This window comes from Bradyrhizobium sp. HKCCYLRH3059, from assembly GCF_051168035.1.
Lineage (GTDB): Bacteria > Pseudomonadota > Alphaproteobacteria > Rhizobiales > Xanthobacteraceae > Bradyrhizobium.
On record NZ_JBNPUF010000007.1, the window covers coordinates 212110 to 225323 of the forward strand.

13 protein-coding genes are annotated in these 13214 nt (G+C 66.0%); 6 read left to right on the top strand and 7 right to left on the bottom strand.

Annotation, left to right across the window (positions count from 1 at the left end):
- Positions 1 to 98 precede the first annotated feature (98 nt).
- The 4 genes from ACQR13_RS22555 (at position 99) to ACQR13_RS22570 (ending at position 4293) form a co-directional block, all read left to right on the top strand.
- Positions 99 to 1766: a caspase family protein gene (locus tag ACQR13_RS22555; RefSeq protein ID WP_434863253.1), complete on the top strand. Its 1668-nt coding sequence runs from the start codon at positions 99 to 101 to the stop codon at positions 1764 to 1766.
- A gap of 183 nt (positions 1767 to 1949) precedes the next feature.
- Positions 1950 to 2327, top strand: a complete 378-nt coding sequence (locus ACQR13_RS22560) for a DUF2147 domain-containing protein (protein ID WP_315712895.1) — start codon at positions 1950 to 1952, stop codon at positions 2325 to 2327.
- A 57-nt stretch (positions 2328 to 2384) separates the two neighbouring features.
- Positions 2385 to 3077: an SGNH/GDSL hydrolase family protein gene (locus tag ACQR13_RS22565; RefSeq protein WP_434863254.1), complete on the top strand. Its 693-nt coding sequence runs from the start codon at positions 2385 to 2387 to the stop codon at positions 3075 to 3077.
- An 85-nt stretch (positions 3078 to 3162) separates the two neighbouring features.
- The gene (locus ACQR13_RS22570; protein WP_316187624.1) at positions 3163 to 4293 is read left to right on the top strand and encodes an acyltransferase family protein; all 1131 of its coding nucleotides are present in this window, start codon (positions 3163 to 3165) and stop codon (positions 4291 to 4293) included.
- A 42-nt stretch (positions 4294 to 4335) separates the two neighbouring features.
- Here ACQR13_RS22570 and ACQR13_RS22575 read toward each other — a convergent pair whose 3' ends face one another.
- The 6 genes from ACQR13_RS22575 to ACQR13_RS22600 all read right to left on the bottom strand — a co-directional run bounded on the left by ACQR13_RS22575 (position 4336) and on the right by ACQR13_RS22600 (position 10699).
- A complete protein-coding gene (locus tag ACQR13_RS22575; protein WP_434843980.1) occupies positions 4336 to 5454 on the bottom strand; it encodes a cobalamin-independent methionine synthase II family protein in 1119 nt (372 codons plus the stop codon).
- A gap of 448 nt (positions 5455 to 5902) precedes the next feature.
- Positions 5903 to 6619: an ABC transporter ATP-binding protein gene (locus ACQR13_RS22580; RefSeq protein WP_315712901.1), complete on the bottom strand. Its 717-nt coding sequence runs from the start codon at positions 6617 to 6619 to the stop codon at positions 5903 to 5905.
- Positions 6619 to 7365, bottom strand: a complete 747-nt coding sequence (locus tag ACQR13_RS22585) for an ABC transporter ATP-binding protein (RefSeq protein WP_315712902.1) — start codon at positions 7363 to 7365, stop codon at positions 6619 to 6621. Before ACQR13_RS22585 ends, ACQR13_RS22580 begins: the two co-directional genes overlap by 1 nt.
- Positions 7362 to 8399 carry a branched-chain amino acid ABC transporter permease gene (locus ACQR13_RS22590; protein WP_315768766.1) on the bottom strand — a complete coding sequence of 346 codons (1038 nt, stop codon included), beginning with the start codon at positions 8397 to 8399 and terminating at the stop codon, positions 7362 to 7364. The genes ACQR13_RS22585 and ACQR13_RS22590 overlap by 4 nt, the downstream gene beginning before the upstream one ends.
- A 7-nt stretch (positions 8400 to 8406) precedes the next feature.
- On the bottom strand, positions 8407 to 9276 hold the full coding sequence (locus ACQR13_RS22595; RefSeq protein ID WP_315825108.1) for a branched-chain amino acid ABC transporter permease: 870 nt from the start codon (positions 9274 to 9276) through the stop codon (positions 8407 to 8409).
- A 244-nt stretch (positions 9277 to 9520) separates the two neighbouring features.
- Positions 9521 to 10699: an ABC transporter substrate-binding protein gene (locus ACQR13_RS22600; protein WP_315768767.1), complete on the bottom strand. Its 1179-nt coding sequence runs from the start codon at positions 10697 to 10699 to the stop codon at positions 9521 to 9523.
- Between the two features lie 284 nt (positions 10700 to 10983).
- On the opposite strand from ACQR13_RS22600, the gene ACQR13_RS22605 reads away from it, so the two are divergent.
- On the top strand, positions 10984 to 11283 hold the full coding sequence (locus tag ACQR13_RS22605) for a hypothetical protein (protein ID WP_434863255.1): 300 nt from the start codon (positions 10984 to 10986) through the stop codon (positions 11281 to 11283).
- 15 nt (positions 11284 to 11298) lie between these two features.
- Here the strand turns inward: ACQR13_RS22605 and purU are convergent, their stop codons facing one another.
- Positions 11299 to 12162 carry a formyltetrahydrofolate deformylase gene (purU, locus tag ACQR13_RS22610; RefSeq protein WP_316201822.1) on the bottom strand — a complete coding sequence of 288 codons (864 nt, stop codon included), beginning with the start codon at positions 12160 to 12162 and terminating at the stop codon, positions 11299 to 11301.
- A gap of 156 nt (positions 12163 to 12318) precedes the next feature.
- Between purU and ACQR13_RS22615 the strand changes: the two genes are divergently transcribed.
- Positions 12319 to 13161: a uroporphyrinogen-III synthase gene (locus tag ACQR13_RS22615; protein ID WP_315753580.1), complete on the top strand. Its 843-nt coding sequence runs from the start codon at positions 12319 to 12321 to the stop codon at positions 13159 to 13161.
- Positions 13162 to 13214: the final 53 nt, after the last annotated feature.

Below are 13214 nucleotides of genomic sequence, written 5' to 3' on the forward strand. Positions count from 1 at the left end.
CACCATCTGCCCACCATTGGAAAGAGCCTGAACCCGGAACCTTCCGGACGCAACAAACCGGATAGGTTCCCGCCTCTCGTCCCCCACGGTCCGTGCCGATGCGCCGCTCCCTCCTGCTGCTGATACCGCTGCTGGCTGCCCTCTGGGCGTCTCCCGGCCTCGCCCAGTCGAAGTCCCAGCTTGGCCCCCTCTGTACCACCGAGACGACGCCGGCCGACCAGATGATCGCCGCCTGCACCAAGATCATCGCGCTGAAGGTGTTCTCCGGCAGCCAGCTCGCCACGATCTATTTCTGGCGCGCGGTCGGCTGGAACAAGAAGGGCGACTACACCCACGTCATCGCCGATGCCACCGAGGCGCTGCGGCTGCAGCCGGCGCAGGCGATCTACAATCTGCGCGGCTCGGCCTATTACGACAAGGGCGAGTACGAGATCGCGATCGCCGACTTCAACGACGCCATCAAGATCGGCGCGCCGAGCGGCACGCTCTTCCACAACCGCGGCAACGCCTATCGCGGCACCGGCGACTACGCCAGGGCGATTGCCGACTATGACCAGGCGATCAGGCTGACGCCGAAATCCGCGCTGTCCTGGCAGAATCGCGGCATCTCCAAGGAAGCGACCGGCGACCTCGACGGCGCGCTCGGCGACATCAACGAGGCGATCCGGCTCGATCCGGCGCTGGCCTCGCCGCTGATCAACCGCAGCGTGATCTGGCGCGCCAAGGGCCATCTCGACCGCGCCGTTGCCGACGCCTCCGAGGCGGTCCGGCTGGCGCAGAATCCGCCGGCCAACGTGATGACACCGCCGGGCAGCGTCGTCATCTCAGCCCACGTGCATCGCGCGCTGGCCTATGAGGCCAAGGGCGAGTTCGATGCGGCCAAGGCGGATTACGCCGCGGCGCTGAAGCCCACCGCATCCGATGCCGGCAGCAAGGCCAGCCAGGCCACCGCCAGGGTGCGGCTGTCGCTGCTGTCGGAGCCGGCGGCGCGCCCCCAGCAGCGGCCGGAATCCCCGGCCCCCTCCTCGGCCGCAGCGGTGCCGACCGGGCAGCGCATGGCGCTGGTCATCGGCAACGGCGCCTACACGCACGTGCAGCCGCTGCCCAATCCGCCGCGCGACGCGCGAGCCATCGCCAGGAGCCTGCGCGACATCGGCTTCACGGTGACGGAGGGCCTCGATCTCGACCGCGCGGCGATGCAGGCGAAGACGCGCGACTTCCTGCGCGAGGCGGCGCGGGCGCAGGTCGCCGTGGTGTTCTATGCCGGCCACGGCGTGCAGATCGACGGCCGCAACTATCTCGTCCCCACCGACATTGCGCCGTCTGCAGGCAGCGACGTGGTCACGGCGATGGTCGACATGGACCAGATCCTGGCCGGGCTCGACGACCAGGTCCGCACCAACATCCTGATCCTCGATGCCTGCCGCAACAATCCGTTCGCCCCGCCGGAGACGGCAGGCGCCGGCCCCGGCCGGGGTCTCAGCGCCAGCGGGCTCGCCGCACCAACCTCGCTCGGTACCGGCGCAACGTCCGGGGCCGGCACGCTGATCGCGTTCGCGACGGCGCCGGGCAAGGTCGCGCTCGACGGCGACGGCGACAACAGCCCGTTCTCGGCGGCGCTGACCCGCCACATCGGCACGCCCGGTCTCGAGGTGCAGCAGATGCTGACGCGCGTTCGCGCCGAGGTCGTGGCCGGCACCAAGAACAAGCAGGTGCCGTGGTCGAACTCCTCGCTGCTCGGTGAGGTCTATCTGGCGGCGAGATAGACCTGCGGCTGGGCAGGCGCTGCTCCAGCCCGACCGTCACGGCCCTCGGGGAGTCAGGTGCAGCATGCCCGAATCCTGATATGCTGCCGCACAATGGAGACGAAGCGTATCGCCGTCGGCCCGCCCAATCGCCGACACGATCCGCCGGCAACAAGCTCGTCTCGAAGGATCAGGGAGGCTCGCATGATCGGTCGTTTCGTTGTTGGACTTGGTCTGTCAGTCGTGCTGGCCGCAGGCCCGGCGCTCGCCGACGATGTCACCGGCGTCTGGCTGCGCGAAAGCGGCGCCTCCAAGGTCAAATTCGCGCCCTGCGGCGGCGCCGTCTGCGGCACGCTGGTCTGGATCAAGGAAGGCACCGACACTCCCGCCAAGGTCGGACAGCGGCTGTTCTCCGGGATGAAGCCGACCGGCCCCAATGCCTGGGCCGGCAGCTACAGCAATCCCGATGACGGCAAGACCTATGATGCCAAGATGACGCTCACCGGCGGCACCCTGACGACCGCCGGTTGCGCCTTTGGCGGCGTCATCTGCCGTTCCTCGACCTGGACGCGGGCGAATTAGAGCTCCGTTTGCGAATTCAGACTACGGTCGGGTCGCATCAAGGCATCGATCGTCCATATGGCAGCAAAGACGCAGGCGCGGCTGGGATTCGTGCTGTTTGCGGTGATTGCCGCAGCAGCCGCGACGTTCGTGCTGGCGCGCCGCTCCGCGACGCCGTCGGGCAGCGACAACCGCACGGTTCGCCAGCTCATCGTCCACTACAACCTGATGGCGCGCTCCGATGACCCGATCGTCGTGCTCGGCGACAGCATCGTCGAGGCGGCGACGCTGCCGGCCAGCGCCTGCGGACATCCGATCGTCAACGCCGGTCTCGCCGGCGCCGGGACGCGCAGCGACCTGGCCGGCTGGCTCAAGCCCGCACTCGGCCCGAAACGGCCGTTCGCGATCATCGTCTCCCTCGGCGTGAACGATGCGCTGACCGCCAAGTCCGACTCCGGCGAGGCCTTCGCCGGGCGCTACGAGGCCCTGCTGCGCGAGCTATCAAACCTCACCACGCGCATCTTCGTCACCGAGTTTCCCTCCGTCGAGGCGCGCGGGCCATTCACGCCGGCCATGGAGAAGGCCGCCATGGCGAACATCACCGGCTATCGCGCCATGCTGCCGGACCTCGCGAGGCGCACCGGCGCGACCTTCCTGCCCCTGCCGCCGATGGAATCGCCGTTCACGCTCGAAGGCATCCACCTGAATGCCATGGGCTATCGGTCCTGGGACCAGGCGATCCTGCAGGGAACCGAGCTCGCCTGCCGCTGATCCCGCAGGCTGCGAAAACAATCCTTCACTTCGCGCCGGCTAGGATGGGGGCGCACATCCCGTCGAGACGGTTAACGATCACCGCATGGCCCCGCTTCACACATCGACATCGCCTGGGACTCACAAGCTGCTCGGACTGGAGCTGCTGCGTTTCCTCGCCACGATCTCGGTGCTGCTGTGGCACTACCCGCACTTCGCCTACATCGCCGATGCCCCTGTCGATCTCGTCCGCAGCGAGCTGCCGTTCTACAATGTCCTGTTTCCGTTCTATGAGCTCGGCGAATACGGCGTGGTGATCTTCTGGTGCATCTCGGGCTTCATCTTCTTCTGGAAGTACAGCGCGATCATCCCGGATGGCACGGTCGATGGCTGGACCTTCTTCGTCAACCGGGTGTCGCGGCTCTATCCGCTGCATCTCGCAACGCTGCTGCTGGTCGCGGGGCTGCAGGCCCTCTATGCCGCGCAGCACGGCGTCTTCTTCGTCTACCAGAGCAACGATCTCGCTCATTTCGTCACCCAGCTTTTCATGGCGAGCGACTGGCTGCCGCCGACCGGGGTCAGCTTCAACGGCCCGATCTGGTCGGTCTCGATCGAGGTTCTGGTCTATGCGGCCTTCTTCCTGGCGCTGCGTTTCGTCACCACATCACCGCTGTTGAACCTGGCGATGATCCTGGCCGGCATCGCGAGCGGGACACTGGTCGGCAAGTGTTTCGTGTTCTTCTATGCCGGCGGACTGGCCGCCATGGTGCGGCAGAGCGTCGCCGATGCCCCGTACCGCGCGCGGCTGGAAGCGTTCGCCGCGTGCGCCGTCGTTACAATTCCGCCGGCCCTCTGGCTCTCCGGCGTTGAGCTTGCCGAGCGCTCCGCAGCGCTCCTGCTCGTTTATACACCCATCCTCTTGTTCGTCTGCGCGACGCCCATCACGCTGCCGCGGCGCACCGAAGTCCTGCTGCAGGCCGCCGGCAACATGACTTATTCGTGCTACCTGTTGCACTTCCCGATCCAGCTCACGATCGCGCTGGCTTTCGGCGCGCTTGGACGAGCGATCCCCTACGGCAGCCCCTCGTTCTGGGTCGGCTTCATGGGGCTGACCCTGACCGCGGCGTATCTCACCTATTCCGGGTTCGAGGCCCCGGCACAGCGGCTGATCCGCCGCGCGCTGCTGCGCAAAAAAGAAGCGGAGCGGATTGCTCCGGCCCCGCTTCCGCATCACTGATCAGCACGCCCCATGTCGAGGCGTGCAGTGTTCACGGCGCGCTTACTTCCCCCAGATCTCCTCGGCAAGCTCGACGCAGAGGCGCAGCTTGGCCCACTGCTCTTCCTCGGAGAGGATGTTGCCTTCCTCGGTCGAGGCGAAGCCGCATTGCGGCGACAGCGCGAGCTGGTCGAGCGGGGCGAACTTCGAGGCCTCTTCCAGGCGGCGCTTGATGTCGTCCTTCTTCTCCAGCTCGCCGACCTTCGAGGTCACGAGACCGACGACGACGACCTTGTTGCCCTTGGGCAGGAAGCGCAGCGGCTCGAAGCCGCCGGCGCGCTCGCTGTCATACTCCAGGAAATAGCCGTCGTAATTGGTATTGGCGAGCATGGTCTCGGCGACCGGCTCGTAGCCGCCCGAGGAAATCCAGGTCGAACGGAAATTGCCGCGGCAGACATGCGTGGTGATCGTCATGTCCGCGGGCCGCTCGGCGATCGCGTAGTTGATGATGCGCGAATAGATCTGCTGCAGACCGTCGGGATTGTCGCCGCGCTCGCGCGCCTTCTTGAGCTCGTCCTGCGAGCACAGATAAGCCCAGACCGTATCGTCGAACTGCAGGTAGCGGCAGCCGGCGTCGTAGAAGGCCTTCACGGCCTTGCGATAGGTCTTGCCGAGATCCTCGTAGAAGGCGTCGAGATCGGGATAGACGTCCTTGGAGATCGACTTGCGGCCGCCACGGAAGTGCAGCACCGCCGGTGACGGGATCGTCATCTTCGCCGTGACATGCGCGGTGTCGGCGTGCTTCTTGAGGAAGCGGAAGTGGTCGAGCATCGGATGACTATCCGGGAAGTCGAGCTTGCCGATCACGCGCACCGCGTCATGACGGGTCTGCACGCCGGTGAACTGGATGCCGGTGTTCGGGTGAAACAGCTCGCATCCGGTCAGCTTGGCGAGAAAGTCGAAGTGCCACCAGGAGCGACGGAACTCTCCGTCGGTGGCGAGCTTGAGGCCGGTCGAGGCCTGGCGATGCACGACCTTCTCAATCTCCATGTCCTCGATCTTTCGGAGATCGTCGGCCGAGATCTCGCCCTTCTCGAGCTTGGCGCGGGCTTCCTTGATCTTCTGCGGCCGCAAGAGGCTGCCGACTTCGTCGGCGCGGAATGGGGGCTTGGTGCGTTGCATGTGCTCACTCCTTGGAAGGCGTCGATTCGTTGGATAGGGTTGTTGGACCGGCTGCGATCTGTCCTGGCTGGTTACCTGGGCAAAGCGTGATGGACTGGGTCCATCCCCTACCCCGTATCCGGTCGGTATACAATTCTATCGAGGAGAGATCGTGGAGGGGCATGGCGCAATCCATGGCCCGTGCAATGGGCTGACCTACCCTGACCTCGTTCAATGGGGCATCCTGAGGTGAACCCATCAAATCCGCCTCCAGGTGAAGTGCCATCGCGACAACGGCGCTGGCCAGCCTTCCTGCTGTAACGACCGGATCCTGCATACCGGTGTCCACGGCGGCCGCACCATACCGCCGGATCTTCCGGCAGGGCCTTCACGCTGACTGCGCGAGCCACACCGTCCCTGCAACCAAGGATGACGCTTCGCCCCGTAGCGTTCAAGCCCGACGATCAGGTCAATGCGCCGCCGCGCTCGCGACGCCGAGGTGCCGCTCCAATGGCGCCGGATCGGCCTTCAAGGCGCTCGACGGCGCGTCATGCACGATGGTGCCACGCTCCAGGATGACGACGCGGTCAGCCAGCGCGAGCAGCTTCTGCGCGTGCTGCTCGACGATCACGGAGCACAGGCCGCCGGCGCGACTGATGGTGCCGATCGCGGCCAGCAGCTCCTCGACGATGATCGGCGCGAGGCCCTCGGTCGGCTCGTCGAGCAGCAGCACCTTGGGATTCAGGGTGAGCGCGCGGCCGATCGCCAGCATCTGCTGCTCGCCGCCGGAGAGCTGATTGCCGAAATTGTTGCGTCGCTCCTTGAGCCGCGGAAACATCTGGTAGACGCGCTCGATCGTCCAGGGTCCCGGCTGCGCCACCGCCGTCATGTTCTCCTCCACCGTGAGCGAGCGGAAGATGTTGCGCTCCTGCGGCACCCAGCCGATGCCGGCGCGGGCGCGCTGGTCGGCGCGAAGAGCCGTGATGTCGGTGCCGGCGAGCGCGAGCTTGCCGGAGAAGCGGCGGGTGACGCCGACGATGGAGTTGATCAACGTGGTCTTGCCAGTGCCATTGCGGCCGAGCAGCGCCAGCACCTGGCCCTCGGGCAGCTTGAGCGACATGTTCGGCAGCACGACCGCCTGGCCGTAGCCGGCGCGAAGATTTTCAATCGCGAGCAGATCGGTCATCACGCAGCCTCGCCGAGATAGACCGCCTTGACCTGCGGATCACGCGCGACCTCGTCGGGCGTGCCTTCGACCAGCAGAGCGCCGGAGACCAGGACCGAGATGCGGTCGGCGAAGGAGAAGACGAGGTCCATGTCGTGCTCGATCAGCAGCACCGTGACGTCGCGCGGCAGCGCGGCGACCGCGGCGAGGATGTCCTTGCGCTCGCCCTCGGGCACGCCGGCGGCGGGCTCGTCGAGCAGCAGCACGCGCGGGCGCGCGGCGATCGCGACCGCGATCTCCAGCAGGCGCTGCTTGCCATAGGGCAAGGTCGAGGTACGGTCGTTCATCACGTCGAGCAGCCGGAAGCGCTCGAGCGTCTCGGCGATCTCGGCATTGATGTCGTCGCGCGTGCCCATGCGCCGCCACCAATTGCCGCCGCCGCCGAGCCGCTCGGAGACCGCAAGCCCGATGGTCTCCAACGGCGTCAGGTCGGGATACAGCTGGTTGATCTGGAAGGTGCGCGACAGGCCGCGCAGCACGCGCTTGTGCACCGGCAGATCGGTGATGTCCTGGCCTTCGAGCAGGATGCGGCCGGCGCTCGGCTCCAGCACGCCGGTGAGCTGATTGATGACCGTGGTCTTGCCGGCGCCGTTCGGACCGATCAGCGCGTGGCGCGCGCCGGGCGCGATCTGCAGCGACAGATCGCGGGTGACGTGAAGGCCGCCGAAATGCTTGTCGAGGCCGCGGGTTTCCAATGCGTAGGTCATGGCGCCTCGTTATCGGTGAGGGCCACCGCGGCCTTGCGGCCGGCGATCTGGCGCAGGACGAGGTTGGGCAACCACAGCGCATAGGCGTGGATGCGGTGGCGGCCGACCAGCACGATGACGACCAGCACCAGGCCGATCCAGAACATCCAGTACTGCGGCGTGATCCACTGGAACAGTTCCTGCAACATCCGGAACACGGCGGCGCCGATCAGCCCGCCATAGAGATAGCCGGAGCCGCCGATGACCAGCATCAGCACCAGATCAGCAGAGCGCTCGAACGCGAACACGTCGAGCGAGGCGAGCGCCGTGGTCTGGGTGAACAGTGCCCCCGCAATGCCGGCATAGAACGCCGCGACGGTGTAGATCGCGATCAGGCGCTTGTTGACGGGAATGCCGACGGCGGCGGCGCGCAAAGGATTGTTCTTGATCGCGCGCAGCGACAGGCCGAACGGCGAGTGGACGATGGTCCGCGCCAACAGGAACAGCACGAACAGCACCGCAAGCGAATAGAAGAAGCCGGTCCTGCCGAACATGTCGAAGGCGAACACGCCGAAGATCGGCTGGATGTCGATGCCCTGGAGACCGTCGGTACCGCCGGTGATGTTGGAGAAGCGCTCCGCCAGCGCCTCCATCAACAGCGCGATGCCGAGCGTCACCATCAGCCGCGTCAGGTCGACGCCGCGGATGACCAGGAAGCTGGTGGCGAAGCCAAGCACGGTGGCGGCGAGGCCGGCCACGATCAGCGCCAGCACCGGCTCGTTGATGATGCCGTGCACCGAGAGCAGGCCCGCGCAATAGGCCCCGACGCCGAAGAAGGCGGCGTGGCCGAGCGAGACGATGCCGGCATAGCCGAGGATCAGGTCGAGCGAGAGCGCGAACAGCGCCAGCCGCAGGATCTCGGTCATGATCAGGTAGCGCGAGGGAAACGCCAGTCCGACCGCCAGCACGACGATCCAGAAGGCGAACTCGCTCCAGTGCCAGCGGCCATGCTGCCTGGCGTGAAATCCGACCTCGGTTTGTGCGTTCGTGGTCATGCGATCCTCACCGCGTCGCCGTGCGACCGAACAGGCCGTTCGGACGCCAGATCAGGATCACGATCATGATGGTGTAGATGACGAAGGGGCCGAGCTTCGGCACGTAGTATTTGCCGGCGACGTCGCCGATGCCGAGCAGCAGCGAGGCCAGGAACGGCCCGGTGATCGAGGACGAGCCGCCCACGGTGACCACGATCAGGAAGTAGATCATGAACTTCAGCGGGAAGTACGGATCGAGGCCGAGGATCTCGGCGCTGAGCGCGCCGCCCAGGCCAGCGAGCCCGCAGCCGAACGCGAAGGTGAAGGCGAACACCTGCGGCACGTTGATGCCGAGGCCGCTCGCCGCGCGGGGATCATCGACGGCGGCGCGCAGTCGGCTGCCGAACCGGGTCTTGGAGAGCACCAGCTGCAGCCCCACCGTGAGCAGCCCGCAGATCACGATGATCATCAGCCGATAGCGGCCGATGCCGACGCCGAAGACGTCGAACTGGCCCTGCAGCACGTCGGGCAGATTGATGAAGATTCGCGAGGAGCCCATGATGTAGTCGACCGCGGCCACCGTCATGAAGACGAGCCCGATCGAGAACAGCACCTGGTCGAGATGGCTGCGCGCATAGAGATGCTGATAGAGCGCCCGCTCCAGCAGCGCGCCGATCATGGCGCTCGCGACGAAGGCCAGCGGCAGCGCCGCGAAGAACGGCCATCCCATCCGGTTGACGAGCACGGCGCAGACATAGCCGCCGGCCATGGCGAAGGCGCCATGGGCGAGGTTGACGAAGTTCATCAGGCCGAGCGTCACGGCGAGCCCGCAGGCCAGCACGAACAGCAGCATGCCGTAGGCGACGCCGTCGAACAGGTTGGTGAGGATGGCGGTCATTGAAGTGTACGTCGGTCCCCGGTCCTATCCCTTCCAGGGAAGGGCACACATGTCACGCTTCGCTCGGTCTGCGCCTCCCCCGCGTGCGGGGGAGGTCGGATCGCATCGAAGATGCGATCCGGGTGGGGGAACTCTCTGCACACGACCAGCGCGCCGCGGGGCGCCCCCACCCCAGCCCTCCCCCGCAAGCGGGAGAGGGAGCGGCACCTGTCGTGCCGCGCGTCCCTCGATGACGCCTATCGCGTCACTTCTTGGCCTTGCCCGGATCCTTGACGGCGTCGAAGGTCTGGAATTCGACGTTGTAGAGCTCGCCGTCGACCTTCTCGACCTTGCGGATGTAGACGTTCTGAACGATGTCGCGCGTCTCCGGATCGATCGAGATGGGACCGCGCGGGCTCTCCCAGGCCATGCCCTTCATCGCAGCAATCAGGGAATCGCCGTCGGTCTTGCCACCGGTCTTCTTCAGCGCCTCGTAGATCAGATGGATGCCGTCGTAGCCGCCGACCGCCATGAAGCCTGGACGGCTGTTGAACGCCTTCTTGTAGGCCGCGACGAACTCCTTGTTCTTCGCCGACGGATGCGCCGCCGAATAGATGTGCGCGGTGACGGCGCCGAGCACGGCGTCGCCCATGTCGTTGAGCAGGTCGTCGTCGGTGACGTCACCCGGTCCGATCACCTTGATGCCGCTCTTGTCGAGGCCGCGCTCGGCATATTGTTTCATGAAGTTGCCGCCCTGGCCGGCCGGCACGAACACGAACATGGCGTCCGGCTTGGCGTCCTTCATGCGCTGCAGGAAGGGAGCGAAGTCGGGGTTCGCCAGCGGAACCTTGATTTCCTCGACGATCTCGCCACCGCCAGCGGTGAAATGCTCCTTGAACGAGGCCAGCGCGTCGTTGCCGGGCGCGTAGTCCGAGGTCAGCGTGGCGACCTTCTTGATGCCGTTCTTGACCGCCCAGTCGCCGATGATGGTGGAGGACTGCGGCAGCGTGAAGCTGGTACGGACGATGTAGGGCGACTTCTCGGTGATGATGGAGGTGCCGGCCGCCATGACGACTTCCGGGATCTTGCCCTGGGTGGCGAGCGGCGCGGCGGCGAAGGCCGCCGGCGTCACGCCAAAGCCGGCGATCACGTTGACCTTGTCGTTGACGATCAGTTCCTGCGCCAGACGCTTGGTATTGTCGGGCAGCGCCGCGTCGTCCTTGAGGATGACCTGGATCTTCTTGCCGGCGACGGTGTCGCCGTTCTGCTGCATGTACAGCTTGATCGCGTTGTCGATCTGCTTGCCGGTCGACGCCTGGCCGCCGGTCATCGGCACGATCAGGCCGATCTTGAATACGTCTTCGGCCCGCGCCGCACCCGACGCGAGCGCAGCCGCGGCAAGAGCCGCACTGGCGAGCGTCAGTGTCTTGCTTCGCACGAACATTGAAACTACCTCCCTGGTCGGATCAGGACCGCAGCCCCCGGCCATTGTTGTCTTAACCGTGCGATCTCGTTCACGATACCGCGGGCGCATCGCTGCGGACTCGGGACCCCGTTGTCAATGGCGATCATGGGAGGCTTCGTGAACGGTAGGTTTCCGCAACGGACCACCAATCCGTGATTGGTATATTAATACCCAAATCATCGAACGGCCAAATTTTGCCAATTGATGGCAAGTCGTTAGGGTCCAGGCCGCGGGTCGCCCGCAGCACGAAAGGTCACCCATCAATGCCGGCCAGACACCCCCACCGGACCAGACTGTTTCCGGCCGCGATGATGCTTCTCGCCATGGCCGGGCCGATCCTTTCCGGCTGCTCGTCGATCAATGAGAAGGTCGGCGCGGGGATGGGCGATCTGATGCCGCAATGGGCCGGCGGTCTGCCGGCCGACGCGCCACCCCGGCCGGGCACCGCCGAATACGACCGGTTCATGCAGGAGCGCGAGCGGCAGCGGCAGATGCCGGCCGCCGAACGCGACAAGGAGACGCAGTCCAATGCCAACGCGCAGGCGACCGTCCCCGGCCGCTGACAAGCGGTGACGACATCAATCCATGAAGACGACGGTCTTGCGGCCGTTGAGGATGACACGGTCCTCCAGGTGATAGCGGATCGCCCGTGCCAACACGCGCCGCTCGATGTCGCGGCCCTTGCGCACGAGATCGTCGGGGGTGTCGCGATGGCTGATGCGCTCGACGTCCTGGTCGATGATCGGGCCCTCGTCGAGATCGCGGGTGACGTAATGGGCGGTCGCACCGATCAGCTTGACGCCGCGCTCATAGGCCTGGTGGTAGGGTTTGGCGCCCTTGAAGCCCGGCAGGAACGAATGATGGATGTTGATGCAGCGGCCCGACAGGCTGGCGGACATCTCGTCAGACAGGATCTGCATATAGCGCGCCAGCACGACGAGATCGGTCTTCGTCTCATCGACCAGCTTCAGGATCGCCTGTTCCTGGTCGCGCTTGGTGTCCTTGGTCACCGGCATGTGGTGGAACGGGATGTCGCCGAAATCGAGCCCGGCATAGGTCTCGCGCGGATGGTTGGAGACGATGGCGGTCGGAATCATCGCGAGGTCGCGGGTGCGCCAGCGATAGAGGATGTCGACCAGACAATGGTCGAACTTCGACACCAGCAGCATCACCCGGCGCTGCCCGGCGCGGTCGCGCATCTGCCAGTCCATCGCAAAGCGCTCGGCGATCGCGGCGAAGCCGGTCTGCAGCGCCGGCAGGTTGACGGCGAGATCGGCGGCCGTGAACACCACCCGCATGAAGAAGTGACCCGTCTCGAAGTCGCCGAACTGCTGGGCATCGAGAATGTTCTGGCCATTGTGGGCGAGGAAGGTGGAGACGGCCGAGACGATGCCGGGACGATCCGGGCAGGACAGGGTCAGAACATACTGGTGGTCGGACATGGCGTGACGTTACCGGGCGGATGACGAAGGGGTGAATGATGCGGCAGGCTTGGCGCCCGTTCGGGCCCTGCTCTACCACCCTCCGCGCGCTTGCGCCAACGCCCGGCGCGGGGGCAGGATGAACAAAACATCAACTCTCAAACTTCGAGCATCGCCATGGCTGACAGGCTGACCGGCAACCGCATCCTGATCCTGGAAACCCGCGAGGAGGCGCAGTTCTCGCGACTGCTCGCCGAGCAGGGCGCCGACGTGCTGCAATGTCCGATGTTCACGATCGAGGATGCGCCGGACCCGGTGCCGATCGAGGCCTGGATCCGCCGCTGCATCGAGCGGCCGTTCGATGACGTGGTGCTGATGACCGGCGAAGGCCTGCGGCGGCTGATGACCGTGGTGCGCCGGATCGGCCTCCAAGCGGAGTTCATCGCCGCGCTCGGCAAAACACGCAAGTTCACCCGTGGCCCGAAGCCGGGTCGCGCTTTGCGCGAGCTCGGGCTCGAGCCGCAGGTCACGACCGAGAAGCCGACATCCGAAGGCGTGGCTGAGCTGCTGTCGCGCTACGATCTCCAGGGTCATCGGCTCGGCCTGCAGCTCTATCCCGACAAGGACCATTCGGCACTGATCGGCGCCATCAAGGCCGCGGGCGCCGAGGTCGATCCCGTGCTGCCCTACGTCTATGACGCCAAGGCGGCGGATGCGAACATCCTCACCGCGATCGACGAGATGATCGCCGGCAAGGTCGATGCGATCGCGCTGACGAGCTCCGGCCAGCCGCGGCGGCTGTTCGACGTGGCCAGGGCGCACGGCGTCGAGGCACGCCTGCGCGAGGGGCTGGCACGCACGCAGATCGCCTCGGTCGGGCCCGTGGTGACGGAGGAGCTGGCTGCGCATGGGCTGGCGCCGTCGATCACGCCGGCGGGCGAGGCCTATTTCATGAAGCCGCTGATTTCGGCGATGGCCACGGCGCTGGGTGTGAAAGTGCCACGCGCTTCACCAAACTAATGGTGTCGTCCCGGCAAACGCCGGGACCCGTACCGCGTGATGTCTGACATGGG

What these genes read in the sequence shown, in the direction of transcription:
- ACQR13_RS22555 (WP_434863253.1), top strand. Translation starts at nt 99, where the DNA reads ATGCGCCGCTCCCTCCTGCTGCTGATACCGCTGCTGGCTGCCCTCTGG.
- ACQR13_RS22560 (WP_315712895.1), top strand. Translation starts at nt 1,950, where the DNA reads ATGATCGGTCGTTTCGTTGTTGGACTTGGTCTGTCAGTCGTGCTGGCC.
- ACQR13_RS22565 (WP_434863254.1), top strand. Translation starts at nt 2,385, where the DNA reads ATGGCAGCAAAGACGCAGGCGCGGCTGGGATTCGTGCTGTTTGCGGTG.
- ACQR13_RS22570 (WP_316187624.1), top strand. Translation starts at nt 3,163, where the DNA reads ATGGCCCCGCTTCACACATCGACATCGCCTGGGACTCACAAGCTGCTC.
- ACQR13_RS22575 (WP_434843980.1), bottom strand. Translation starts at nt 5,454, where the DNA reads ATGCAACGCACCAAGCCCCCATTCCGCGCCGACGAAGTCGGCAGCCTC.
- ACQR13_RS22580 (WP_315712901.1), bottom strand. Translation starts at nt 6,619, where the DNA reads ATGACCGATCTGCTCGCGATTGAAAATCTTCGCGCCGGCTACGGCCAG.
- ACQR13_RS22585 (WP_315712902.1), bottom strand. Translation starts at nt 7,365, where the DNA reads ATGACCTACGCATTGGAAACCCGCGGCCTCGACAAGCATTTCGGCGGC.
- ACQR13_RS22590 (WP_315768766.1), bottom strand. Translation starts at nt 8,399, where the DNA reads ATGACCACGAACGCACAAACCGAGGTCGGATTTCACGCCAGGCAGCAT.
- ACQR13_RS22595 (WP_315825108.1), bottom strand. Translation starts at nt 9,276, where the DNA reads ATGACCGCCATCCTCACCAACCTGTTCGACGGCGTCGCCTACGGCATG.
- ACQR13_RS22600 (WP_315768767.1), bottom strand. Translation starts at nt 10,699, where the DNA reads ATGTTCGTGCGAAGCAAGACACTGACGCTCGCCAGTGCGGCTCTTGCC.
- ACQR13_RS22605 (WP_434863255.1), top strand. Translation starts at nt 10,984, where the DNA reads ATGCCGGCCAGACACCCCCACCGGACCAGACTGTTTCCGGCCGCGATG.
- purU (WP_316201822.1), bottom strand. Translation starts at nt 12,162, where the DNA reads ATGTCCGACCACCAGTATGTTCTGACCCTGTCCTGCCCGGATCGTCCC.
- ACQR13_RS22615 (WP_315753580.1), top strand. Translation starts at nt 12,319, where the DNA reads ATGGCTGACAGGCTGACCGGCAACCGCATCCTGATCCTGGAAACCCGC.